The following is a 25,150-nucleotide window of genomic DNA, read 5'->3' on the forward strand; positions in this document are numbered from 1 at the left end:
GATATCAGTCGAAGAAGGCGATCGTGCGGAACTCGATGCTCTGGCGCGGCGGCGTGCCGGGTGGGGTGGTCGGATCCGCGAAGGCGCTGTGCGGGGTGAAGCGCGCGACTGCGGGATCGGAGTCCCAGCATTTGATCAGGATCGCCTCATCGGGCTGCAGGTCGGGGATATAGTACCAGCGCTGCGCGGGATCATGCGCGATCGCATAGGTCTCGCCGCGCCGGTGCGCGAAGATGAGGTCGGTGGCGATCAGGTCGTCCGCGGCGATGCTGCGCGCATCGCCGAGCACCAGCGGCCAGTCGCGTGCCGCATGGGCGATCGGTCGCCAGACATTGATGATGGCGGCGCGTCGACCGAGCAGCGTTTCGGCCTGACCGCCCATGATCTCGCGAACCCGCTTCGGCCCCGACCAGAGCGTCTGGTCGACATGGAGGCGGATCGATGGCTGTTGCGGCTGGCTGCGATCGCCGGTCGCCGCGCCATCGCTTCGCCGGCGCCTTGTGTGGTCGAACACCACCACCCGCGACGCGCCGGTGGCGGCCTGGACGATCCGCGCGGTTTCGGGGTGGCCGAGCGCGAGCGTCTGGGCCTCGTCGAAGAAATCGTCGACCGCGCTGGCGTGGCGTATGACCGCGAAGCCTTCGACGTCGAGGCTCAGATTGCCGGCGTGCGGGCGGGCGTCGCGGATCGACACGTCATGTTCGCGATATTCGCCACGCCTCGCCGGAACCCCGGCAGGGGGCTCGGTGGCATAGGCGTAGGGCTTGGCCGATGCCGGCACGGCGAACTGCAGGCGGCCGACCACTTCGGCCGGCGCTGAAACGGGGTTGTGGTGAGCAGCATGCGCTCGCTGGAGAGACATGGTCCCGATCTCCTTATCGATGTGCCATCTAGGGCGATGCTGATAAGTTTACAGATGGTCTGCTCCGCGATCGGTCTGCAATCTCCGTAACAGCATATAAGCCCTGCTTATGGATTGGGGTGGCCGTGACGAGCGTGGGGCAAGCGTCAGCTTATGCGACCTCCGGCATTCCGCACGCCATATTTGCCGATGGAAAACCACCAGTGTTCGATAAAATGGATATAATGACGAGTAGGTGCCATTGGGAAAAGCTCGGCTGAAATTAATCTAGAGCTGGAGAGTGTCTGGTTTCCATTGACATATTGTATACGAAAATGAAGAGTGATAGTCGGTGTAGTGGGATTGGCGGTATGGCGCTCGTCGCGGTGTCGCAGTTCGCGTTCGTGGGATCAGCTAGACTCGCGAAACGTATTTCAGTGGAGGTCAGGCAGGTGAGGCAAGGCGGACAGTCAACGGTCGCGAGCCAGCGCGTGGCCGATGTCGTCGCGGAGCGGATCCTGGCGGGGGTGCTCAAGCCCGGCTCCTGGATCAAGCAGGACGAGCTTGCCAAGGAACTCAACATCAGCCGCATTCCGGTGCGCGATGCGTTGCGCATGCTCGAGATGCGGGGGCTGGTCCAGCTGCGGGCCAATGCCGGCGCCCGGGTCAGCACGATGACCATCCGCGACATGGAGATTTCCTACAAGATCCGCGAGCATCTCGAGCCGATGCTGATCGGCGAGAGTATCCCCAATCTCAGCGATGCCGATATCGAGGAGATGCGCGCGATCCTGGCCGATCTGGTCAAGGTCGAGGATGTCGAGGAATTCCTGCCGCTCGATCGAGCGTTCCACTGGCTGTCCTACAAGGGCGGCAACGCCCCCGAACTCGCGCAGATCGTCGAGCGGCTCTGGGACACGACCCAGAGCTATCGCCGCGCCTATGCCAAGATCGCGCTAAAGAATGGCGGCAAGATTCTGCGGGTCGAACATGAGCTACTGTTCGGCGCGATCGAGCGCCGCGAGGTCGAGACCGCGCAGGTCACGCTGGCGATGCACATCCGGCGCACCCGCGTCGGGCTCGTCAAATATGGCTATCTGCTCGAAGCCGACCCGGTCGTGCGTACCAGCGCCTTCTAGGAGTGTGTGGCCGAGTGGCGGCGGCCAGGTCCGGCCGCACATCACCGAAAGTGAAGGGTTTGAGGAGAAGGGAATGACCGGACGTCCGACAATCGCGATCGTCACGGGGGCAAGCCGCGGGGCGGGGCGAGGGATCGCGATCGGCCTCGGCAGCCATGGCTGTACGGTCTATGTGACCGGTCGGTCGGAGAAGGCCGGCGATGCGGCGCTATCCGGCACCATCCACGAGACTGCAGCGGCGGTAACGGCTGCGGGCGGCACTGGTATCGCGGTGCGTGTCGACCATGCCGACGACGAGGCCGTTCGCGGTCTCTTCGATCGGGTCGAGGACGAGCAAGGTCAACTCGATATCCTCGTCAACAATGCAGCGGCGATCCATGATGAACTTACCGCGTCAGGTCGCTTCTGGGAAAAGCCGCTCAAGCTTGCCGACATCATCAATGTCGGGATTCGGAGCAGTTATGTCGCCAGCTACCATGCAGCGCCACAGATGGTGCGGCAGGGCGATGGCCTGATCGTCAACACGTCGGGTTCGGGTGGCGTCCATTATGTGTTTGGGCCCGGATATGGTGCGCACAAGGCAGGGGTCGACAAGCTCGCCGCGGACATGGCGGTCGACTTCGAGGGGACCGGCGTCACCGCGCTATCGATCTGGATGGGAGCGTTGCTGACCGAGCGCCTCAGGATGATGATTTCCGGGGACCCTGAAAAATATGCTTTTCTGAACAGTAGGATCGAGACGCCCGAGTTCACCGGGCATGTAATCTGGGCGCTCTACAGTGATCCGAGGCGGACGGAACTCGCGGGGCAAACGGTGATCGGCGCCGAACTTGCGATCAAATATCACTTGCAGGACGAAGGTGGGCGGCAGCCGCCATCCTGCCGGGACACGCATGGCATCGCACCCCGCGTGCAATATCCAAACATCGTGCGCTGATAATCGATTGCCAGGACGCGCAATCGCACGCCGACAGCAATGACGTAAAGCAAAGGAGCGGATGAATGGACCAGATCGAAGAGCTTCTGACGACGGTCCGCTATCTGAAGGATAGGCAAGATATTTTCGACTGCGTCCAGCGCGAAAGTCGCGCGCGAGACCGCCAGGATGCCGAGCAGATTGCGGGTTGCTGGTGGCCGGATGGCGTGGACGAACATGGACCGGTCATCACCGGCATGCCTGATTATCCGGCTCGGGCCAATCTTGGTCATTCCGGCAACTTCAATATGACCAGCCATAATATAACCAACCACCTCTGCGAGATCGATGGTGATACCGCCTATTGCGAATCCTATGTCGTCGGCGGGCTGTTCTGGCTCGACGACAAGACAACGACGATCGCGTTCGGTCGCTATCTCGATCAGCTTGAGAAGCGCGATGGCGAGTGGCGCATGCTGGTTCGACGTTGCACGATCGAGATGTCGGCGGACACCGACGGCACCTGGGTTCACTCGACGAACGTCAAAGGTTTCCTCAAGGCGCTGTGGAGCAGGGAGGACCCCTCCTATGAGCGGCCGTTCGTGGCAAAGAAGGAAGGGGTACGCTGGTAGTGCGCGCGCAGGCGCTCGGAACAAGCTTCTGTCTGCCGTAGTTAAATGAGAATCAGGTCGTGCTCTTCCATTACGCCGCCGCGGCAACCAATGGGTGTCCCGCACTGGTCCTATGAGGTCGCCAGCAATGGCAGTCTTAGCGCTTACGCGGAGCGTTGACGGCGCGCTCGATGATCTGCAGGACCCTTGGCGATCGTTCGCGCGGGGCGGTTAAAAAAGGTAAATCGAGACCAGGATCCGTAAGACTCGCAGCTTGCGGCCGTCTCGCATCATTGTCCGGGCCTGGACGCGAAGTTAATATCCCCACGGCGTGCCGTGTCGGAGCAGTCGCATTGGGCCCATCAATTTGTGCGTCATTTTGCGCGATTGCCGCGGTCGTGCTGGCGTCGCCGACCATGGCGGCGACGGCGATCGACCAACGGGCGATCGTCCTCAACCCAGGCCGTCTCGATGCCGCGCTGCGTCAGCTTTCCATGCAGAAGCGCATCGGCATTCTCTTCGCACCCGACGTCGTCGGCGACCTGCAGACAGCGGGAGTTGCCGGTGGCATGTCGGTTCTCGAAGCGCTGGACAGGCTGCTGTCCGGTTCGGGTCTGGCATTTCGCGAAACCCCGGCCGGCACCATCATCGTCTTCCCGGCGGTGCAGGAAGCACCGCCGGCCATTCCCGAAATCCTCGTCGTTGCCCGCCGCACGCAGAACCAGGACATCCGCCGCACCGAAAACGACATACAGGCCTATCATGTGTTTGCCGGACCGGACATCCGGTCGTCGCAATCCGACGATCTCGGCCAATTCTTGCGCAACCGCCTGACCAGCAATGCCGAAGCCCTGTCCCCGTCCCAGGACCCGTTCGGAAATTCCGGCAGCAATCGCTCCGAGGTCAATTTGCGCGGTCTTGGCGCCAGCCAGACCCTGATCCTTGTCGACGGATCGCGCATGCCGAGCGTGCCCTCGCAATATCTGGACCTGTCGGTGGGGCAGCCCGACATCAACGGCATTCCGCTCCTCTTGATCGAGCGCATCGAGACGATCACCGCGACCGCCGGCGGCATTTACGGACCCGGCGCCACCGGTGGCGTGGTGAACGTCGTGGTGAAGCGGGATTATGACGGGGTGGACGCCAGCTTGACCTCGGGCCTGTCCGACCGCGGCGATGCCGCTTACCGGCGCTTCGACGCACGCGCCGGGTTCACGCCCGATGGCGGCCGCACCGGCATCATGTTCGCCGTCTCGCGTTCGGTCAGCACGCCTCTCGAGGCTGGCGACCGCGCCTTCGCCCGCAAATCCCGCGCGCTCAACATCGCCAGCAATCCCACCTTCGTCAGCGACTATTTTCCCTATGTCGACGGCATCCTCATCCGGTCCGGCTACACGGTGCTGAAACCCGAGTTTGGAAGCCAGTCTGTCGATGGCGCCTTCACCTATTTGCCTGCGGGCTATGCCGGTGTGGCGAGCGACGGCGGCGCGACGCTCGTCCGCAACGCCGGCCTGATCCCCCTCGGCCTTTCGCCCGACGGCAACGGGCTGACCAGAAGCCTCACCAACGGCGCCCGGACGACGTCCGCGCTGCTCAACATCCGCCACAGCTTCGGCGACAGCATCGAGGCTTTCGTCGATTTCGTCGGCTATCGGAATGTCGGGCATAGCATTGCCGGGAACGACGGCCTGGTTCATATTTCGCAGAGCGCTCCCACCAATCCGTTCGATGGGGATTTCTATCTACAGCTCGCGCTTCCGGGTTTCGATCGCACCATCCGCGATAGGCTGACGACCTGGCGGCTCTCCAGCGGGCTCGTCTTCGACCTGCCTTCGGCGTGGAAGGCCGAACTGACGTTCAATCTCGGCGGCATCCGGGAGCGGACCCGGACGCGCGGCCTTGTGCTGGGAAATGGCTTTTACTTTGCGGTCGAGAACGGGCTCCCCGGCTATCCGGGGGCGCCGGTGCCCGATCCGTTCGGGCCATGGGACGCATTCCTGTCGGCGCTTCGCGCTTATAGCGTTCCGTCGACCGCCGAACTCGAACGGCGCAGCCATTTCCATGACGCCAGTTTACGGCTCGCTGGGCCGCTTTTGCGCACGCAGGCCGGGACATATTCGCTTTCGCTCCTGGCCGAACGCCGCGGCGAGGTCATCCCGATGACGGTCGACACGGTGAATGGCGAAGCGGGGGTCACATATCCGCGATATTCGCAGACGGTCTCGTCCATCTATGGGGAATTGCGCGGACAGCTCGTTTCCCGAAGCGCGGGCCCGGTCCCGTTGCGTGGCCTCGAGCTCCAGCTGGCGCTACGCTATGACGATACGCGATCGGTGATCCCGGCGACCGGGATCTATGGGTTCAGGGAAATACAATATAAGCCCAGGCAGGATGCGATCGCTCTCACGGCCGGATTTCGCATGTTCCCGCAGGAGCATCTCATGGTGCGCGCAAGCGTCGCGACCGGCGTGCTTCCTCCGACACCGCAGCAGATGCTGCAATATAGCAATTATGCCTCGACCGGTCTTTACGACCCTCGTCGCGGCGGGGAACTCGAATATGTCGGCTTCCGATCCTTCATCGCCGGCACGAACATGCTCAGGCCGGAACGGGCGAGAACGATCGGGGTCGGTTTCATCCTGAACCCGGAGGACCCGCGCAGGGTCCGGGTCGCTCTCGACTATATCCATATCGAAAAGCGGGACGAGATTAACACCTACCATCAATATGATTATCAATATTTCCTCGATAACGAAGCGACCTATCCCGACCGCGTCGGGCGCGATCCGCTCACGGCCGAGGATATCGCCAACGGATATACGGGCGGGCGGATCACGCTGATCGACACCTCGGCGTTGAACATCGGCCGGACCTCGATCGACAGCGTCGATCTGTCGCTGGGCTATGATGTCCGCGCCGGCGCCGACGACCGCTTCCATCTGCTGGGATCGGCGACCTGGCAGCCCCGCTTCTCACGCCGCTACACCAGCGAGATCGCTGCCACCAACTATGCGGGCTATGCGGATGGTGCGCTCAAATGGAGCGCGACCGCAGGGATCGCATGGCAGCATCATGCCATCGGGGCGAGCCTGCAGGGTCGATTTTACGGCCCTTATCATGCCGTCGATGGGTTCAACACCTATAACCGGATCGACTTGCCGGTCCCGTCGCAATTCTATCTCGATGCCCAGGCCTCGTGGCGTTTCCGGCAAGTAGGGGGCGGCGAGAACGGGCTGGAGCTTCGCTTCGGCATCGCCAATCTTCTCGGCCACATGCCGCCGGTCGTCGTCAACAGCAGCCTTGGCTACAGCCCCTATGGCGACCCGCGCGGCCGCCGCTTCGAACTCAACATGACCACCCATTTTTGAGGGGGCTGCCGGTCGGGCCTGGGCTGGGCGGAAACCGAGACAGCATGTTGCAAAATCGCCTGATGTTCGCGGCGCGGCGGGTAATACAGTGCGATCGACCCGGTCCGGCCACGACCTGCCTGCGGCCGACGATCAGGAGATGGAGCATGGTGGCTCGTTCGGCGGCGACTTCATCTGCGGGGCGCCGGGGGCGTCGGCGCCGATGAGCGGTCGATCGCCCGCCAGGCCGCCACACGCCGATATCCTCCGCGGATTCCTTCCGATGGCCATGTTCGCCATGCTGGGGTGGTCCACCGCGGTGGAAGCGCAGGATCGGCACAGCGATTTCCAGATCTGGAATTCGGCATCCGCGACGGTTCCGATCGGTGCGCGCGCGGAACTGCGGGTCGACGGGCTGATCCAGATCACCGACGATGCCTCTCGCGTCGGCCAGGAACTGGTCCGCACGGTCATGCTCGCGAGGCTGACCGATCGCGTGAAGCTGGGCGGCGGCTATGTCTGGACCGGGATCGCGCCGGGCGCCGGCGTTCGTGTCACCGAACACCGGGCGTTGCAGGAGTTCGATTATCGGTGGGCGATAGGAGGTGCAGGCCCCGTCGTTTCGCTGCGTTCGCAAATGGAGGAGCGGTGGCGCGAGCGGGAAGCCGGCACCTCGCTGCGCTGGCGGCAATTGTCGCGGCTCGAGGTGCCGCTGGGAATAGGAGGCGTCAGCGTCGTCCTGTGGGACGAATATTTCCACGAGTTCCGGCGGACCCGATGGTCGGGCAAGGCGGGACCGGGCCTGATGATCAACTTCGCCGGCATCCGCCTTCCGGTCAGCAAGGCGATCGCGGTCGAACCGGGTTACATCAACCAGACCCAGTTCGATATCGGTCCCGACCGGGTGCGCCATGCCGTCGCCATGTTCGCGACCGCCAGATTCTGATATCCGGCGCGCCGGACGCCGATGCCCGCAGCGCGACATGCCCGTTTCGAAACATGCCTCGCGTCGCCGCCGGCCCATTCACGACCATGGTCCGGCTTATCCAATTGAAGATACAGGAAAAGTAATGCGCACGCAGAGCCCTTCGCTGGGGGGGATGGCGTACCGCGCCCGATGGAGCGCGGCAATCGCTGCGACCAACGCAAGTCCCAGACCCGCCCCTTCGGAATGGCGGCTCGCGTCCAGCCTGTAGAAGCGCTGGAATATCTTCATGCGCTCGTCTTCGGGAACCCCCGGTCCGTCGTCGCAGATTTCCGCGGTCGGAAATCCATCGACCAGGGCCAGGCGCGATGTGATGACGGTTCCCGACGGGGTATGGCCGATCGCGTTCTCGATCAGATTGGTGAAAAGCTGGGCCAGCAATTCGCTGTCGCCATCGACCATGATGCCGGGTTCATGGTCCGCGACCAGACTATGTCCGGCATCCTCGGCGACCGGCTCATAGGCTTGCTGCACGCGATCCATCAGTTCGCTGAGGTCGAAGCGTTTGAAGTGGCGCCGTCCCACGCCGCCCTCGACCGAGCCGATGCGCAGCAGGGCATGAAAGGTTTCGAGCAGGCCGCGGGTCTGGGCGATGGCGTCGTCGATGCTTCCGGGGTCGGCCGCGCCCGCGTCCTGCATCCTTTCCAGGCTATGATGCAATCGGGTCAGCGGGGTGCGCAGATCATGGGCGATGTCGGTCGAGACCTGACGCAACGCCTCCATCGCGGCGGCATTGCGATCGATCATCCGGTTGAGGTTGGCGGCGAGCTCGTCGAATTCCGGGCCGAGACCGATCATCGGCAGGCGTTCCGCATTATCGCCTTCGATGATGCGGTCGACCGCGCGATTGACGCGATCGAGGCGGCGCAGGAACAGCCGGCCGGTCAGATAGCCGCCGAGCAGCGCGAACAGCGTGATCGCGATACCGCTGAGCAAGGTGAAGCGGCCAAGCCGGTCGCGCAGATTCTCGACGTCGAAATTGTCGGTCGCCACCACCAAAGTGAGGCCCTCGGGCAGCCTGGTCGCGAGCGCCCGCATGCTCTCCCGGTTCGATGGCTGATCCGGTTCATGCTCCATGACCTCGATCGTGTTCCAGCCGATCGCCAGCCCCGATCCGGGAAGATCACCGAACAGGCGGCGTTGCCGGCCGTCGAGCAGTAGATAGCGGAACGCGGCATCGCCGCCGACGCTCTGGTGGCGTTCCATCGCGTCGATCAGGCCCGACTGACCGAGCTGGCGATACTCGCCTGCCAATATCTGGGTTTCGGCCCGTATCCGGCCGTTGGTGGCCTCGTTCGCATAGCCGCCGATCTGTCGCTCGACGGCGATCAGCAGCGCGAAGGCGCCGGCCGCGAACACGAGCGCCAGCAGCAGCGCGAAGCGAAAGGCCGCGCTCCGCAAGGGGGCTGGCATATGGCGGTCATCGGCCATCGATGCGATATCCCGCGCCGCGGACCGTCTGGATCAGCTCGGCTCCGAAGCCGCGATCCACCTTCGCCCGCAGCCGGCTCATATGGCTTTCGATCACATTGGTCTTGGGATCGAAGTGGAACGACCAGACATTTTCGAGCAGCATGGTGCGGGTCACGACTTCGCCGGCATGGAGCATGAGATATTCGAGCAGCTTCATCTCCTGCGCCTGCAGGTCGATCCGCGCGCCCGCGCGCGTCACCGTGCGCTTGATACGATCGATGACGAGATCGCCGATCTGGAGGATCGCGGTCGTGTCGGCGATCGGCGGGCGGCGCGACAGGGCCTTCACCCGCGCCAGCAACTCGCTCGTGGCGAACGGCTTGGCGAGATAGTCGTCGGCACCGGCTTCGAGCCCCTCGACCCGATCCTCGACGCCGTTCATCGCGGTCAGGAACAGGGCAGGGGTTCGCACTCCGGCGGCCCGCAGTGCCTTGAGCACGCCCAGTCCCTCGATTTCCGGCACCATCCGATCGAGGACGAGGACGGCATAATCGCCGCTCGACGCGAGGAAGATCGCATCGCGACCGGTGGCGCAGCTGTCGACGACATGGCCCGCCGCACGCAGGACGCGGTCGATATGCGCGGATGTCGCTTCATCGTCCTCCAGCAGCAGGATCTTCATCGATCATTCCTTCCGAACCCGATCGCCCGTCATGGCTTTTGCGATTCCCGACCTGCGTCAACAAGTTGGGGATAATCAATGTTGCCCTCATCCTGAGCGAAGGTCGCAGCGCGTAGACATCGGGCTCGGGCAGTTTCGCTCGGGAGGATGGCGTGATGAAGACCGTGCGTATCACCCTTATGACCCTTGCAACCCTGGTGGTTGCCGGTGCCGCGACCGCGGCCATGTCCGCGCCGGCCAGCAAGCTGAAAGGCAGCGAATTCGCCGGCCAGGCCAGGATCAACCTCGCGACGGCGCGGGTGGCGGCGCTGAAGGTGCGGCCGGGGATCATCACCGACCAGGAACTCGAACGGGAGAAGGGCGGCAGCGGCCTGCGCTATTCCTTCGACATCACCAGCCATGCCAAGCCATATGAAGTCGGCATCGACGCCAGGACCGGGGCGGTGCTGGAAAATATTGCCGAGGGCAAGAATCCCGATTGAGCATGGGGTGGTCGCGGCCGCGCCGCCGGCCCTGACCCCTGCCTGACCGATGGAAGGTGACTCCCAGCGCATGCCGCATATTAAAACCCGATCGCGATCGATGGCATCGGCCCTCGCGGCGCTGCTGCTGGCCGGTTGCGCGCGCTACACGCCGCTGCCGCTCGACAGCGCGCCGCCGCTTGCCCCCGCGATCGGCGCACTGGACGCCGCTCCTGCTTCGGCGGCGCTGGGCGTCGAGGACGTCGTCGCGCTCGCGCTTGCCAATAATCCCGATCTCAAGGCTACCCGGTTGAAGCGGGCGCTGGGCGCCGCGCAGACGAAACAGGCCGGCATATTGCCGAACCCATCGCTGAGCGGTGCGGTCCTGCCGCTGCTGTCGGGTGCCGGAACGGTTCCCGCCTGGAATCTCGGGCTCACCCAGGACATCAAGAGCATCGTCACCTATCGGTCGCGGCACCGCGCGGCGGTCGATGACGAGCGGCAGATCGCCGCGGACATCGTCTGGCAGGAATGGCAGGTCGCCGGCCAGGCGCGGCAGATCGCGACCGACCTGATCATGGGCGCGCGCAGCCGGCCGAGCTATGTCGCTGCTTACCAACTGCTCGCCGGACGCAACGCGAAGCTCGAGACCGCATTGGCCGCCCGGACGGTGACGCTGGTGACGGTGGCGCCCGATCGCGTCGCGCTGCAGGCCGCGCGCACCGCGCTCGACACACTCGACCAGCGTCAATTGTCGCTGATGCATCAGCTCGATGCGCTGCTCGGCCTGAGACCCGGCGTCGTCGTCCCGCTGGCACAGCAGGTCGACCTGCCGCCCTTCGCGCCCGCGGCGATCCGCGCCGGCCTGGCCGGGCTTCCCGACCGGCGCCCCGACCTGATGGCGCTGCGCATGGGATATGCCGCCGCGGACGAACAGGTCCGCCAGGCCATCCTCGCCCAGTTTCCCGATCTGATCTTCGGCGGCAGCGTGGCGAGCGACAATTCCAAGGTGATCAACGGCGGTCCGAACGCGACGATCGGACTGCCGATCTTCGACCGCAACCAGGGCAATATCGCGATCGCGCGGGCGACGCGGGCCCAGTTGCACGCCGATTATGCCGCCCGGCTCGCGGCGACGATGGGCTCGGTCGAGGCCATGCTCGACGAAATGGATCAGTTGACCGCCCAGCTCGCGGTCGCGCGGCGCGATCTGCCCGCCGCCCGCCTGGCCGCGCAGCGTGCCCAGCAGGCGTTCGGCGCGTCGAACCTCGACGAGCGCGGCTATGTCGACCTCGTCTCGAACAGTTTTACCAGGGAACAGGACATCATGACGCTGGAGCTCGCCCTCCTCGATCGGCAGATCGCGATCCAGACGATGACCGGCGACGGTCTTCCGACAGCCGGGCTGCCGGCCGACCAGGCGGCGGGTGCACGATGAAGCGCGGTCTGCTGATCGCCCCGGTCATTCTCGCGCTGACCGCCTGCGGCGGTTCGGCGCCCGACGCGGATCAGGCGCCGACGCCGAGTGCGCTGGTCGGAGTCATGACGCCCAGGGCGGGATCGCTGCCGGCGACCGTGATCGCCTATGGTTCGGTCGGTCCCGCGGTGAACGGTACTCAGACGCTGAGCGAAGCGCAGCCCGGCCAGGTGACCGCGCTGATGGTGTCGCCGGGAAGTGCGGTTCGCGCCGGGCAGAAGCTGGCGACCTTCGTCACCGCGCCGTCGTCGCGCAGCAGCTACCAGCAGGCGGTCAACGCGCTGGCGGCGGCGCGCAAGCAGCGCGCCAGCACCGCCCAACTGCTGTCGCAGCAGCTCGCCACCCAGGACCAGCTCGTCCAGGCGGACAAGGCGGTGGCCGATGCGCAGACCGCATTGGCGGCAATGCAGGCCGAAGGCGCCGGCGCCCCCGTTCACACGCTGGTCGCGCCGTTCGCGGGGGTCGTGACGACCGTATCGGTCGCGCAGGGCGATCGCACCCAGCCCGGCGCGGCGATCATGACCGTCGCCCGAGCGGGCGGGATCGTCGTGACGGTTGGGATCGATCCGGCCGATCGCACGGGCGTCGCCATCGGACGACCCGCGACGCTCAAGCGGCTGACCGGTGGAGCGACGCTGGCCGGACATGTGATCCGGGTCGACAGCGCGCTGAACCCCCAGACCCGGCTGATCGACGTCGATCTCGGTTTCCCGGCGGGATCGTTGCTGCCCGGCGAGGCGATGCAGGTGGCGATCGAAACCGGGCAGGTGCGGGGCTGGGTCGTTCCCCACCGCGCGGTCGTGACCGCGGGCGGCAACCCGCGCATATTCCAGGTCGTCGCCGGCAAGGCGAAGGCGAAGCCGGTCCGCATCCTGCTCGCGTCCGACGAGGGAGATGTCGTCGAAGGCGGCGTCGATCCCGCGAAGCCGCTGATCGTCGACGGCGCCTATCAGATCAATGACGGCGATGCCGTCCGCCGGAGCAACTGATGCTCGAGCGCCTGCTTCGCACCCAATCGCGTGCGTTCGTCATCGTCGCTCTGGCGGTGGCGCTCGCCGGTATCGTCGCCGCATTGTCGCTGCCGATTGGCCTGTTCCCCCAGGTGTCGTTTCCGCGGGTCGTCGTCGATCTCGATTCGGGCAGCCGCCCGGCCGACCAGACCGCGCTGACGGTCACCCGCCCGGTCGAGGAGGCGATCCGCGCCATTCCCGGCGTCCAGAATGTGCGATCGGAGACCAGCCGCGGCTCCGCCCAGATTTCGATCGATTTCGGCTGGGGCCGCGACATGATCGCGAGCACCCTGATGGTCGACACCGCGGTCGGGCGGATCCTGCCGTCGCTGCCGACCGGCACCCAATATGATGTCCGCCGGATGGATCCGACGGTCTTTCCGATCATCTCCTACGCGCTGGTGTCCGACAACGCCGACCCGATCGCGCTGCAGGATCTGGCCCGCTACCAGATCACGCCGCTGCTCTCGTCGATCAGCGGGCTTGCCCGGGTCGGCGTGCAGGGCGGTGATACCGCCGAGGTGCAGGTGCTCGCCGATCCGCATCGGCTGGCCGATCACGGCCTGTCGATGACCGATCTCGCCACGGCGATCAGGAACGGCAATGTGCTGAGCGCGGTCGGGCAGGTCCAGGACCGCGGGCGTCTGTCGCTGGTGATCGCCGACCGCAGCGTCGCCAGCGCGGCGCAGGTCGGCGACGTCGTGGTCAAGGCGGCGCCGGCCGGCGTCGTCCATGTTCGCGACGTCGCGACCGTCCAGAACGGGGCGGTGCCGATCTGGCAGCGGATCGTCGAGGATGGCAGGCCCGCCGTCCTGTTCAACATCTACGAACAGCCCGACGGCAACGCCGTGCAGATCGCCCAGGAGGTCCAGCAGAAGCTGGCGGGCGTGCAGCTGCCGCCCGGGGTCAAGCTGGTCAACTGGTACGACCAGAGCGAGCTGGTGACCCAGTCGGTCGCGAGCGTGCGCGATGCGGTGCTGATCGGCCTGGTGCTCGCCGCGATCGTGCTGCTGTGGTTCCTGCGCAGCTGGCGGGTGACCCTGGTCGCGGTGATCGTCGTGCCGGCGACGCTGGCGGCGACGGTGCTCGTGCTGAGCATGCTGGGCATGAGCTTCAACATCATGACGCTGGGCGGCATCGCCGCCGCGGTCGGGCTGCTGATCGACGACGTCATCGTGATGGTCGAACATATCGCCCGCCGCGCAGGCGCTGCCGGCGCGGACGGCCGTCCAGCCGGCGACGCCGCGGTGATACCGGCGGCGCGCGAGTTCATGGCGCCGCTCACCGGATCGAGCCTCGCGACGCTCATCGTCTTCCTTCCGCTGTCGTTCCTCACCGGGGTGACCGGCGCCTTTTCCAAGGCGCTGTCGGTGACGATGGCGGCGGCGCTCGCGATTTCCTGGGCGATGACGGCGTTCGTCGTGCCGGTGCTGGTGCGCTGGCTGGTCGATTTCAACACCTGGCACGATCCCGGCGAAGCCGGCGAGGGGCGCGTCGCGCAGATCCACGACCGCACCCTCGACCGGCTTTCGGCCCGGCCGTGGCTGCTCGCGGCGATCGCCGTGCCGCTGCTCGTCATCGGCTATATCGGCTATTCGAACGTTCCCACCGGGTTCATGCCGAAGGTCGACGAAGGCGGCTTCATCATGGACTATTACACCGCCCCCGGCACCTCGCTCGAAGAAAGCGGCCGGCAGGTCGGCCAGATCGACGCGATGCTGCGCGCCAATCCCGATGTCCTCACCTTCTCGCGCCGGCTCGGCACCGGGCTCGGCGGCGATCTCGGACAGAGCTATCATGGCGACTATTTCGTCCGGCTCAAGCCCGGCCACAGCAAGCCCACCGAGGAGGTCGCCGCGGCGGTCGCCGACGATGTCACCGCCAAGGTGCCCGGGGTGCAGGTCGAAGTGGCGCAGCTGATCGAGGATCTGATCGGCGATCTCACCGCGGTGCCGCAGCCGATCGAGGTCAAGATCTACGCCGCCGATCCGACGATGCTGGAAGGCGAGGCGAAGAAGGTCGCCGCGCTGGTCACCAGGATCCCCGGGGTGGTCGAGGTCAAGGACGGCGTCCAGCTCGCCGGCGACGCGCTCGACGTCCATGTCGATCCGGTGCGCGCCGCGGTGGAAGGTGTCGCCCCCGCCGATGTCGAGGCACAGTTGTCGACCGCGCTGACCGGCAGCATCGCGACGACGCTGGCACAGCCGAACAAGGCGGTCGACGTGCGGGTTCGCCTGCCCGACGCGATGACGATCAGCGAGACGGGTCTTGCCGCCCTGCCGATCCGGGCGACCGATGGCCATATCTTCCCGCTCTCGCGGGTCGCGGCAATCCAGGCCGTTACCGGCCAGCCGCAGATCGGGCGCGAGAATCTGGAGCCGATGGTCGCCGTCACCGGGCGCATCCAGGGACGCGGCATCGGCGCCGCGGTGGACGACGTGAAGACCGCACTCGACAGGCCCGGCGTGCTGAGCCCCGGGGTGCGCTACGAACTCGGCGGCGTCTACCAGCAGCAGCAGATCGCCTTTTCGGGCCTGATCAAGGTCTTCGCGATGGCGCTGATCGCCGAACTGGTGCTGCCGCTGGTGCTGTACCGGCGCTTCTGGCTGCCGGTCATCATCATCGGTTGCTCGCTGCTGTCGACGACGGCGGTGTTCACCGCGCTGTGGCTGGCCGGCGTCGACCTCAACATCACCGCGCTGATGGGCATGACGATGATCATCGGCATCGGCACCGAGATGGCGATCTTCTACATATCCGAGTTCGAGGAGCTGGCACGCAGCATGCCGCCGGTCGAGGCGACCCGCGAGGCGAGCCGCAACCGCCTGCGGCCGATCACGATGACGACGCTGGCGGCGATATTGACGCTGCTCCCGCTCGCGCTGGCGATCGGCCAGGGATCGGGCATCCAGCAGCCGCTGGCGATCGCGATCATCGCCGGCCTGCTCCTGCAATATCCGCTGGTGCTGCTCGCGATGCCGGTGCTGGTGCGCCTGACGCTGCCGCGCGCGCCCCGTTCCGCTTCCCCCGAAGAAAGGCCATCCGCATGAAGTCCCTTCTGATCGCCGCAGCGGCGGCGCTCGCGATCCCCGGCGCCACCTTGGCCCAGGGCCCGGTCCTCTATCCGCATGCGCAACTGCTGGCTGACGGCGTGGTATCGAAAAACCCCGATATGCTCGATGTCATCATGCACGTCAGCCCAGCGCCCGACGCCAGGAATATCGTGATCGCGGCGCATCTGACCAAAGCCAATGGCGAGGCGTCGGGCGAAGACGATATCGGCGTCATGAAGACCGGAGCGCCGCTAGTCGAGGTGCAGAAGGACGGCGTCCGTCTCGGCATCCTCGTCCAGATGCGCGATGCGCGCCACCAGGTGATCGGCGCGCTCGGGCTGATGTACCCTTACAAGCCCGGCGACGATGTCGAAGCTTCGGTCCGCCGTTCCTTCGCGATCCGCGATGCGCTCGCCGCCAAGATCAGTTCACGCGCCAGCCTGATCGGCTGAGCACGCACCATCGGATGTGGGAGATCAACGAATGAAGACCTCGGCCCTTGCCCTTGCCCTTGCCATGCTCGCTGCCGCGCCGGCGATGGCTGCGCCCGCCGCAGCGCCCGAATATCGGGTCGAATATTCGATCGCCGGCCCCGATGGCGGCTGGGACTATGCGCGGGTCGATAGTGCCGCGCACCGGCTCTACGTCGCGCGTTCCTCGTCGGTGACGGTCATCGACACCGCGACGGGAAAACCGGCCGGATCGGTCGGTCAGTTTGCCCATGGCCATGCCGTCGTACCGCTGTCCGGGAACCGCCTGCTGGTAACCAGCGGCGACGACGCGACCGTCCGGTTCCTGCGTGCAGGTGACGGTACCGAACTGGCACGACTGCCGGTCGGCAAGAAGCCCGATGCCGCGATCGTCTCCGCCGACGGGCGGCGTGCCCTGGTGATGAACGCCGACAGCGGCACGGTATCGGTGATCGACACCGGGACGATGAAGCTGAAGAAGACCATCAGCGTCAAACCGGCGCTCGAATATGGCGTGCTGACGCCGTCCGGAACATTGTTCGTCAACGACGAAGATGCCAACGAGATGGAAGTCGTCGATGTTCCCCGTGGTGTGGTGGGCAAGCCGATCGCGCTGCCCGGGTGCGAGGCGCCCAGCGGCCTCGCCTATGACGCCAGGACCAGCCGCCTGATCGCTGCCTGCGCCAACGGCAAGGCGGCGATCGTCGATGCGCGCAGCCGCCGGCTGACGGCGCTCGTCGAGATCGGCCGCGGCCCCGACGCGGTCATCCTCGATGCGGCGCGGCGGCTGGCCTTCATTCCGTGCGGCAAGGACGGCGTTCTCGACATATTGTCGCTGGCCGGACCGCAGGTCACGCATGTCGGCAAGGTCGTGACCGAGGCCGGCGCGCGCACCGGTGCGCTGGATCAGGATAGCGGGATGATCTACCTTCCCACCGCGCAGTTCGCTCCGGCGGTCAAGCCGGGGGCTCGGCCCCAGCCGGTCCCGGGAAGCTTTCACATTCTCGTCGTTCGTCCCGTCCAATCGGTCAATTGACCGTCGAACCGGTCTGCGGCCGATCTACCGCGCCGGTCTCGCAAGCGCTTTCGATCGGCCGAGGGTCACTGTGACGGTGAAGCCCGGTCCCTCTTCGAGACGGACGCTTCCCCAATGGGCGGCGGCGATGGCTGCGACCAGAGCGAGGCCCAGGCCGTGCCCGTCGCTGGAGCGGCTCTTCTGGGCGCGCGAAAAACGCCTGAACAGCGTGTCGCGGGCTTCCGTTGGCACTCCGGGCCCATTGTCCGAGATCGTCAGCCGGACATCCGAGGGGGTTTCGGCGACTTCGATCCTGGCGCGGGTGCCGGGCGGCGTGTGGACGATGATATTGTCGAGCAACTTGGTCAGCATCTGCTGGAGCAGCCGCCTGTCGCCCTCGATCATCAGCCCGGGCGTAACCGCGGTGTCGATCATATGCCCGCTCGCATCCATGTCCGGAGCGTAGGTCTCGACGATCCCGTCGACCAGAGAACTGAGGTCGACGCTGCGGAATTGCGCGCGCGGATCCAGTCCTTCGACCTCGGCGATCCGCAGCAGCGCCGCGAAGATATCGAGCAACTCGCGCGATTGGTCCGCCGCCGCGGCGATCGCGTCGCGCTGCATGTCGCGATCATCGGTCGCCAGCGCGTCGTCGAGCCGGTTGTGAAGCCGGGTCAGCGGGGTGCGCAGATCGTGGGCGACATCGTTCGACACCTGGCGCAGATTGTCCATCAGCGTGCCGATCCGGTCGAGCATATGGTTGAGGGTGGCTGCGACCCGGTCGAATTCGTCGCCGGTGCCGTCGATCGCGATGCGCTGGCGCAGGTCGCCTCCGATAATCGCCAGGGCCGTACGATCGATCTGCATGAGCCGTCGACGCGTTATCGCGCCGACCAGCCAGGCGGCGCCGATGCCTAGCAGCAGCATCGCCCCGAATGCGCCGAGGAACAGGCGGATCAGCGTCGCATCCATTTCGTCGACCACCGCACGATCGGCCGCGACCAACAGCCGATAGCCGCCGGGCAGGCCCGTGGTCAGAGACTGCGCGATCCGCTGCCCGCCGTCGCGGCGATACGGGAGCAGTTCGACATAACCGGGACGGGCAGGGACCACGGCGTCCAGCCGCCCGGCGAGAATGTCGCCCGACGGCGCGACCAGCCGATAGTCGAGGCTGGCGGTGTTGCGCGCGGCCTCGCGCCGGCGGATCGCGCTGGCAACCCCTTCGGGGCCGTCATGGCCTTCGTCGATCAGCGCGCGGGTTTCGGCGGCGATGCGGTGATCGAGCTGCTGTTCGAGCGCTTCGTGCATCAGCTCGAACGCGATGCCGCCGATCGCCAGCGTCGCGATGGCGATTCCGGCGGCGACGAGGACCACCAGACCGACGGTCGAGCGCCACCATTGGCGCCTGGCTGCGATCGGTCTAGCGCTCACGGATCATATAGCCGGCACCGCGCACCGTCTCGATCGCGTCGTCGTCGAAGCCGGCGTTGAGCTTCGATCGCAGCCGGCTGAGGTGGGTCTCGACGATGTTGGTCTTCGGATCGAAATCGAAATCCCAGACCCGCTCGAGCAGCATCGTCCGCGTCATCACCCGGCGCGGGTTGCGCATCAGCTCGGCGAGCAGCGCGAATTCGCGCGGCTGCACCGCGATCCGCCGGCCGGCGCGGGTGACGATCCGCCGATGGAGGTCGATCGCGATGTCGCCGACGACCAGCCGCGCGGGCTCGGCCGGAGCGATCTGCCGCCGCCCGAGCGCCTGGACACGCGCGGCGAGTTCCGAAAAGGCGAAGGGCTTGACCAGATAATCGTCGGCACCGCCCTCGAGCCCGGCCACCCGGTCGGCGATGCTGCCGACCGCGGTCAATATCAGCACGGGGGTGAGGTCGCCGGTCGCGCGCAGCGCCCTGACCAGCGCCAGCCCGTCGAGCCCGGGCAGCATCCGGTCGACGACGATCGCGTCGAAGCCGCCCTCGGTCGCCTGGAACAGCCCGTCGCGGCCGTCGCCGCTGGTCAGCACCTGGTGTCCGAGCTCGCCCAGGCCGCGTGCCACGAACTGGCAGGTGTCGATGTCGTCTTCTACGATCAGGATGCGCATGGCGTCATAGTAGCGGGGTTGTGGCACTCTGCCACCCGCCACCGAGGGCGCGGAACAGCGCGACCTGCGCCTGCGCCACCGCAAGGTCCGACTGCGCCTGGGCGAGCGCGGCCTGCGCGGCGGTGCGTTCGGCGTCGAGCCGGACCAGTGAGGGGGCGTCGCCCAGCCTTACCCGCGCGGCGGCGCGGCGGGCCGACAGATCGGCCTGGATGCGCGCCGCGTCGAGCGCGCGGTTGCGGCGCGCCTCGGCGTCATAGGCGACCAGCGCGCTTTCGACCTCGCGCAGGCCGCGCAGCACCGCGACGTCCCAGCCCGCCAGCGCGGCGCGCTCGCCGGCGCGCGCCTGCGCCAGCTTGGCGCGCGCCGGCCCGACATTGGGGAAGGCCCAGCTCACCAGCGGCGAGGCGGTCGCGGCGAAACCGCCGGTCAGCAGGCCGATCGCACCGCCCAGATTGACGCGCGGATAGAGATCGGCGCGCGCGATCCCGACCCGCGCGGCGGCGGCGGCGAGCCGCCGTTCGGCCTCGCGGATGTCGGGGCGACGCAGCAGCAATGCCTGGCCGTCGGCGACGGGCAGGGTGCCGCGCAGCCGAGGTGGGGTGGGGCAGGCGACCGCCATCGTCCGCGCCTCGGCCGGCGCGCGTCCCTGCAGTGTCGCGATCCGGTAGCGCGCATTGGCCTGCGCTGCCTCATAGGGGGCGATCGTCGCGCGGCCCGCCTCGAGCAGCGCCTGCGCCTGCGAGACCTCGAGCGGCGAGACCTCGCCGGCGCCGAACTGCTCGCGGACCAGCGCCGCCGATCTTTGCTGGACGCGAAGCTGCTCGGTCGCGACCCCGAGCGCCTGGGTAGCGCCGCACAGCTCGACATAGGCCAGCACGGTGTCGGCGACGACCGCGACCCGCACCCCGTCGAGCGCGGCCGCCTGGACGTCGGCATCGGCACGCGCAGCGAGCGCGCCGGACCGCAGCCGGCCGAACAGATCGGCGTCCCAGCTCGCGGTCAGCGCGAGGTCGTAGTCGGTGGTGGGGACGTTCGACGAGGCGCTCGGCTGGCCGGCGCTGTCGTCGACGGTCAGCGCGCTTTCGACCGTCGTCTGGGGCAGCCGCGATGCGCGCGCCTGCGCCAGCGCCGCGCGGGCGCCATCGAGGTTGGCGAAGGCGACGCGCAGGTCGGCATTGGCGGCGAGGCTGGCGGCGACCAGCGCATCGAGCGCGGGATCGTCGTAGAGGCGCCACCAGTCGTCGGGCAAAGGCGCGATCGACGCGACCGGGGCCGCGACGAAGGCTCCGGTCGCCCCCGCGGGCGCGATCGTGGGCGGCGGAGCGGGGGCGGTCATGCAGGCACAGGCCGCGAGCGCCGCGAGCGCCGCGAGCGGGGCGAAGCGGCGGATCATGCCGGGACCCCAGTCGGTTCGGGGTTGGGGCGCCGTTTCTCCTCACCGAAGCGCGCATAGAGCGCCGGCATCAGGAACAGGTTGAGCAAGGTCGAGGAGACGAGGCCACCGAGGATGACGATCGCCATCGGGTGCTCGATCTCATGCCCCGGCGCGTTGCCGGCGGCGATCAGCGGCACCAGCGCGAGGCCGGCACAGGCGGCGGTCATCAGGATCGGCACCAGCCTTTCCTCGGCACCGCGCAGGATCAGCGCCGGCCCGAACGCCTCGCCCTCGACCCGGCGCAGATGGTCGTAATGCGACAGCAGCATGATGCCGTTGCGCGCCGAGATGCCGATGACGGTGACGAAGCCGACCAGCGAGCCGAGCGACAGCACCCCGCCGGTGAGCATCACGCCGATCACCCCGCCGATCAGCGCGAAGGGCAGGCTGAGCGCGACCAGAGCGGTGATCCGGCCCGATCGGAATTCGAGCCAGACGAGCAGGGCGATGCCGAACAGGCACAGTAGCCCGGTCGTCCACAGCCGCTGGCGCGACTCCTTGAGTGCCGCATATTCGCCGAGGATCTTCGGATGATAGCCGGTCGCGAAAGGCATCTTCGCCACCGCCGTCTCGACCGACCGGGCGACCGATCCGAGGTCGGCGCCCTTCACGTTCAGGGTGACGTCGATCCGGCGTTGGCCGTTTTCGCGCTTCACCTCGTTGGGCGCGGGCATGATCCGGACATCGGCGACGTCGCGGAGCCGCACCGGCGCGCCGGCGGGGGTCTGGATCATCAGGTCGGCGAGCGCGTGCATGTCGCCGCGTATCGCGGGTTCGCCCCACAAAGCGACGTCGAACGCCTTCTGGTCGCGGTAGATCTCGCCGAGCTTCTGTCCGGCGACGAGCGTTTGCGCCTGGCGCCGCACTTCGCCCGCGGTCAGCCCGAGCATCGCGAGATCGGCCGGGCGCGGCACGATCTGGATCTGCGGCACGAGCACCTGTTGTTCGACCTTGAGGTCGGCGACCCCGGGGATGCCGGCGATCCCGCCGCGCACCCGCTCGGCGGCGGCGCGCAGCTCGGCCTGGTCCGGACCGAAGATCCGCACCACCACGGTCGCGCCGGCACCGGTCAGCACTTCCTTGATCCGCTCGCGCAGATAGGTGAGCACGTCGCGGTAGAGCCCGGGATAGCCGTCGATCACCGCCTTGATCCGGGCGACGCTGGCGTCATAATCGACACTCTCGTCGAGGCTGATCCACAATTCGGTGAAATTGGGGCCGACCACCTCGTCGGCGGCCTCGGCGCGGCCGATATGCGCGCCGAAATTGCGCACCCCGGGGATGCTGCGCAATTCCTTCGAGGCGCGGATGGTGATGCGGTCCATCGCCTCGATCGAGGTACCGGGCTTCTCGACGAAATGCATCAGGAAGTCAGTCTCGCGGAAATCGGGCAGGAACTGGTCCTTGAACGACGCATAGCCGGCGCCGGCGAGCAGCAGTCCGCCCGCGACGATGCCGATCGCCAGGCCCGGCCGCGCGATCATGGTCGGCAGCAGCCCGGCATAACGCCGCTTGAGGGCGGCCACCCAGCGCATGTCGGCTTCGGCGCCGGCGGGGGCGCCCGGCAGCAGCATCAGACACAGCGCCGGGGTGACGACCAGCGCGACCAGCAGCGACGCGGCGATCGCCAGCACATAGGCGATCGCGAGCGGCCGGAAGAAGGTGCCGGCGACCCCGCCCAGGAAGAAGATCGGCAGGAACACCAGCATCACGATCAGCGAGGCGAACAGCACCGCCGATCGCACCTCGATCGATGCCGCCAGCACCACCTCGAACGGCGGGCGCGGATCGGCGGCGGCGCGGTTGAGGCGCAGCCGCCGCGCGATATTCTCGACGTCGATGATCGCGTCGTCGACGACCTCGCCCAGCGCGATCACCAGCCCGGCGATCACCATCGTGTTGATCGTCGCGCCGCTCCACAGCAGCACCAGCCCGGCGCCGAGCAGCGACAGCGGGATCGCGACCAGGCTGATCACCGCCTGCCGCCAGTCGCGGGTGAACAGGAACAGCACCGCCGCCACCAGCACGCAGCCGATCGCCAGCGCCCGGGTGAGATTGTCGATCGAGCGTTCGATGAAGGTCGCCGGACGGAAGATCGTGGTGTCGACCTTGACCGCGCCGAGGCCGGGCTTGAGTTCGGCGATCGCCGCCTCGACCGCGCGGGTGAGCTGGAGGGTGTTGCCGGTCGGCTGTTTCTCGACGATCAGCATCAGCCCGGGGCCGTCGTCGATGATCGCATTGCCGATCGGCGGGGCATGGCCGTCGACCACCCGCGCGACGTCGCCGATCCGCACCGGCGCCTCGCCGCTCTGCTTGACGATCGCCTGCGCCAGGTCGGCGGCCGATCGGATCGCGCCGCTCTGCTGCACCGCCAGCCGCTGGGTCGGGGTGTCGACGAAGCCGCCGCCGCCGACCAGCACCGCGTCGCCGGCGGCGGTGCGGACCTCGGCAAGCGTCACCCCGGCCGCGCGCAGCCGGTCGGGATCGACGAGGATCTGGAGCTGGCGGTCGCGCAGGCCCCAGATCGCGACATTGGCGACGCCGGGCACCGCCATCAGCCGGGGCCGGATCGTCCAGCGCGCCAATTCGGAAAGCTGCATCTGGTCGAGCCGGTCCGACGAGATGCCGATCTTCATCGCCCGGCTGGTCGACGACAGCGGCGGCAGCATCACCGGCGGCCTTGCCGCGGCGGGCAGGCGCGCCTGGACCTGCGCGACCCGTTCCTGGACGAGCTGGCGGGCGCGGATCAGGTCGGTGCCGCGATCGAACAGGATCGCCACCGACGACAGGCCGAGGACCGATTTCGACCGTAGGGTCGCAAGGCCGGGAACGCCGTTGACCGCGGTTTCGATCGGCACGCTGACCAGGCTCTCGACCTCTTCGGTCGACAGGCCCGGCGCCTCGGTCTGGACCTCGACCATCGGTGGCGCGAATTCGGGGAAGACGTCGAGCGGGACATTGCCCGAGGCGCGCAGGCCGAGCACGACGAGCAGCAGCGCCATCGCGAGGACGAGCACGCGCTGGGTCAGCGCGGTGCGGACGAGCCAGGCGAGCATCAGTGCGGCGTCCCGAATTCGGTGCCGAACAATTCGGCGGCGCCGTCGGTGACGACCTCCGCGCCGCGATCGAGCCCGCGCGCCAGCAGCGCCCGATTGCCGGCGACGCTGGCGACCTCGATCCGCTGGCGGACATAGGTCTGCGCGCCGGTGCGGCGATAGACCCATTCGCCGCCATAGATGTCGCGGACGATCGCCGCGGTCGGCACCGCGAGGCCGTCGGTGCGCCCCGTGAGCGGCAGTGCGACCGCGACCCGCTGGCCGACCCGATAGGCATGGTCGCGATTGTCGAGCGCGTAGAACAGGTCGACCGTCGCCGTCGCGGCATTGGCCGACGGCGGGGCGGCGACGGGCCGCGCGCTGCGCGGGGCGGCGTCGCCGCCACCCAGCGGCCGTATCTCGACCGCGCGCCCGCTGGCGATCGCATCCATGTCGCTGCCGAACACCGGCACCCGCACCCACAGCATCGGCTGGCGCGCCATCGCCGCGACCGGCGGGCCGAGCAGGCGACGCTGGGTGCGGGCAGCGTCGGCGGCGGCCTTCGCGGTGGCGAGCGCCGCCGCCGCTTCATCGCGCGCCCGCACGCTGCCGGCTTCCTCGCGCACCAGCGCCGTGGCACGATCGCTGGCGATCGCCGCCAGCCGTGCCAGCGCCTCGGTTCGCGCGACCTCGCCGTCGGCGACCGCCTGCTGCGCGCCGATCTGCGCGAGGTTGCTGGTCGAACCCGTCGGCACCCCGGCCTCGCCGCTCGGCGGCACGACGATCTCGCCGCTCGCCGTGCGGAGCGGCGTCGCCGCGCCGTCGCCGATCCGGACGATCTTCACCCCGATCCGCCGCTCGGCTTGCGGCGTGAGCGTCAACCGCAGCAGATCGGCCTCATGCGCGACGATGTCGGTCTTGGCGGGCGGGGCGGCCGGTGGCGCCTTTTCGCCGCTGCAGGCAGATGTCAGTACGGCCGTGGCCAGCAGCGTCAACGAGCGATGGAGATGGATCATGCCGCCAGCCTAGCGCGAGCGCGTTGGGGCGGGCTTGGCTTCGCTATACGATATCCCAATGCGCCGCCCTCGCGGCGGGATCGCCCGAAATGTTCGACATCATCACCCGCCGATGAAGGCGGTTGCGAACGGGCGGCGGCGAGGTTGCT

19 protein-coding genes are annotated in these 25,150 nt (G+C 67.4%); 11 read left to right on the forward strand and 8 right to left on the reverse strand.

Features of this window, described 5'->3' with window-relative positions; all coding sequences use genetic code 11:
• Positions 1-4 precede the first annotated feature (4 nt).
• Positions 5-862, reverse strand: a complete 858-nt coding sequence (locus AC1RM6_RS05265) for a CmcJ/NvfI family oxidoreductase (RefSeq protein ID WP_493098772.1) — start codon at positions 860-862, stop codon at positions 5-7.
• Positions 863-1,332: 470 nt separating this feature from the next.
• Between AC1RM6_RS05265 and AC1RM6_RS05270 the strand changes: the two genes are divergently transcribed.
• From AC1RM6_RS05270 to AC1RM6_RS05290, 5 genes are all read left to right on the forward strand, one after another.
• Positions 1,333-1,980, forward strand: coding sequence for a GntR family transcriptional regulator (locus tag AC1RM6_RS05270; protein ID WP_493098775.1), 648 nt, complete (start codon positions 1,333-1,335; stop codon positions 1,978-1,980).
• Between the two features lie 73 nt (positions 1,981-2,053).
• Positions 2,054-2,917: an SDR family NAD(P)-dependent oxidoreductase gene (locus tag AC1RM6_RS05275; RefSeq protein ID WP_493098777.1), complete on the forward strand. Its 864-nt coding sequence runs from the start codon at positions 2,054-2,056 to the stop codon at positions 2,915-2,917.
• Between the two features lie 65 nt (positions 2,918-2,982).
• Positions 2,983-3,528, forward strand: coding sequence for a nuclear transport factor 2 family protein (locus AC1RM6_RS05280; protein ID WP_493098779.1), 546 nt, complete (start codon positions 2,983-2,985; stop codon positions 3,526-3,528).
• A 155-nt stretch (positions 3,529-3,683) separates the two neighbouring features.
• Positions 3,684-6,875, forward strand: coding sequence for a TonB-dependent receptor plug domain-containing protein (locus tag AC1RM6_RS05285; protein WP_493098781.1), 3,192 nt, complete (start codon positions 3,684-3,686; stop codon positions 6,873-6,875).
• Between the two features lie 262 nt (positions 6,876-7,137).
• Positions 7,138-7,800 (forward strand): DUF2490 domain-containing protein, encoded by a 663-nt coding sequence (locus AC1RM6_RS05290; protein ID WP_493098783.1) that lies wholly within the window; start codon positions 7,138-7,140, stop codon positions 7,798-7,800.
• Positions 7,801-7,896: 96 nt separating this feature from the next.
• Here the strand turns inward: AC1RM6_RS05290 and AC1RM6_RS05295 are convergent, their stop codons facing one another.
• Both AC1RM6_RS05295 and AC1RM6_RS05300 read right to left on the reverse strand, forming a co-directional pair.
• Positions 7,897-9,270, reverse strand: a complete 1,374-nt coding sequence (locus tag AC1RM6_RS05295) for a sensor histidine kinase (RefSeq protein WP_493098785.1) — start codon at positions 9,268-9,270, stop codon at positions 7,897-7,899.
• Entirely contained in the window at positions 9,260-9,934 is a 675-nt protein-coding gene (locus AC1RM6_RS05300) for a response regulator transcription factor (protein ID WP_493098787.1), read from the reverse strand. Before AC1RM6_RS05300 ends, AC1RM6_RS05295 begins: the two co-directional genes overlap by 11 nt.
• A 155-nt stretch (positions 9,935-10,089) precedes the next feature.
• On the opposite strand from AC1RM6_RS05300, the gene AC1RM6_RS05305 reads away from it, so the two are divergent.
• From AC1RM6_RS05305 to AC1RM6_RS05330, 6 genes are all read left to right on the forward strand, one after another.
• Entirely contained in the window at positions 10,090-10,416 is a 327-nt protein-coding gene (locus AC1RM6_RS05305) for a PepSY domain-containing protein (protein WP_493099548.1), read from the forward strand.
• A 100-nt stretch (positions 10,417-10,516) separates the two neighbouring features.
• Positions 10,517-11,833 carry a TolC family protein gene (locus tag AC1RM6_RS05310; RefSeq protein ID WP_493098789.1) on the forward strand — a complete coding sequence of 439 codons (1,317 nt, stop codon included), beginning with the start codon at positions 10,517-10,519 and terminating at the stop codon, positions 11,831-11,833.
• Positions 11,830-12,861, forward strand: coding sequence for an efflux RND transporter periplasmic adaptor subunit (locus AC1RM6_RS05315; RefSeq protein WP_493098791.1), 1,032 nt, complete (start codon positions 11,830-11,832; stop codon positions 12,859-12,861). Before AC1RM6_RS05310 ends, AC1RM6_RS05315 begins: the two co-directional genes overlap by 4 nt.
• The gene (locus AC1RM6_RS05320; RefSeq protein ID WP_493098793.1) at positions 12,861-15,932 is read left to right on the forward strand and encodes an efflux RND transporter permease subunit; all 3,072 of its coding nucleotides are present in this window, start codon (positions 12,861-12,863) and stop codon (positions 15,930-15,932) included. Before AC1RM6_RS05315 ends, AC1RM6_RS05320 begins: the two co-directional genes overlap by 1 nt.
• Positions 15,929-16,387: a hypothetical protein gene (locus tag AC1RM6_RS05325; protein WP_493098794.1), complete on the forward strand. Its 459-nt coding sequence runs from the start codon at positions 15,929-15,931 to the stop codon at positions 16,385-16,387. Before AC1RM6_RS05320 ends, AC1RM6_RS05325 begins: the two co-directional genes overlap by 4 nt.
• A 31-nt stretch (positions 16,388-16,418) precedes the next feature.
• Entirely contained in the window at positions 16,419-17,441 is a 1,023-nt protein-coding gene (locus tag AC1RM6_RS05330; RefSeq protein ID WP_493098796.1) for a YncE family protein, read from the forward strand.
• 24 nt (positions 17,442-17,465) lie between these two features.
• Here AC1RM6_RS05330 and AC1RM6_RS05335 read toward each other — a convergent pair whose 3' ends face one another.
• From AC1RM6_RS05335 to AC1RM6_RS05355, 5 genes are read right to left on the reverse strand one after another with little or no spacing between them, the layout of a single operon-like run.
• Entirely contained in the window at positions 17,466-18,851 is a 1,386-nt protein-coding gene (locus AC1RM6_RS05335; RefSeq protein ID WP_493098798.1) for a sensor histidine kinase, read from the reverse strand.
• Positions 18,841-19,515 carry a response regulator transcription factor gene (locus AC1RM6_RS05340; RefSeq protein ID WP_493098800.1) on the reverse strand — a complete coding sequence of 225 codons (675 nt, stop codon included), beginning with the start codon at positions 19,513-19,515 and terminating at the stop codon, positions 18,841-18,843. The genes AC1RM6_RS05335 and AC1RM6_RS05340 overlap by 11 nt, the downstream gene beginning before the upstream one ends.
• A 4-nt stretch (positions 19,516-19,519) precedes the next feature.
• Positions 19,520-20,908 (reverse strand): efflux transporter outer membrane subunit, encoded by a 1,389-nt coding sequence (locus tag AC1RM6_RS05345; protein WP_493098802.1) that lies wholly within the window; start codon positions 20,906-20,908, stop codon positions 19,520-19,522.
• Positions 20,905-24,006 (reverse strand): efflux RND transporter permease subunit, encoded by a 3,102-nt coding sequence (locus AC1RM6_RS05350; protein ID WP_493098804.1) that lies wholly within the window; start codon positions 24,004-24,006, stop codon positions 20,905-20,907. The genes AC1RM6_RS05345 and AC1RM6_RS05350 overlap by 4 nt, the downstream gene beginning before the upstream one ends.
• The gene (locus tag AC1RM6_RS05355; protein ID WP_493098806.1) at positions 24,006-25,001 is read right to left on the reverse strand and encodes an efflux RND transporter periplasmic adaptor subunit; all 996 of its coding nucleotides are present in this window, start codon (positions 24,999-25,001) and stop codon (positions 24,006-24,008) included. The genes AC1RM6_RS05350 and AC1RM6_RS05355 overlap by 1 nt, the downstream gene beginning before the upstream one ends.
• Between the last annotated feature and the right edge of the window lie 149 nt (positions 25,002-25,150).

The organism is Rhizorhabdus sp. GW822-FHT03C02 (assembly GCF_058801765.1).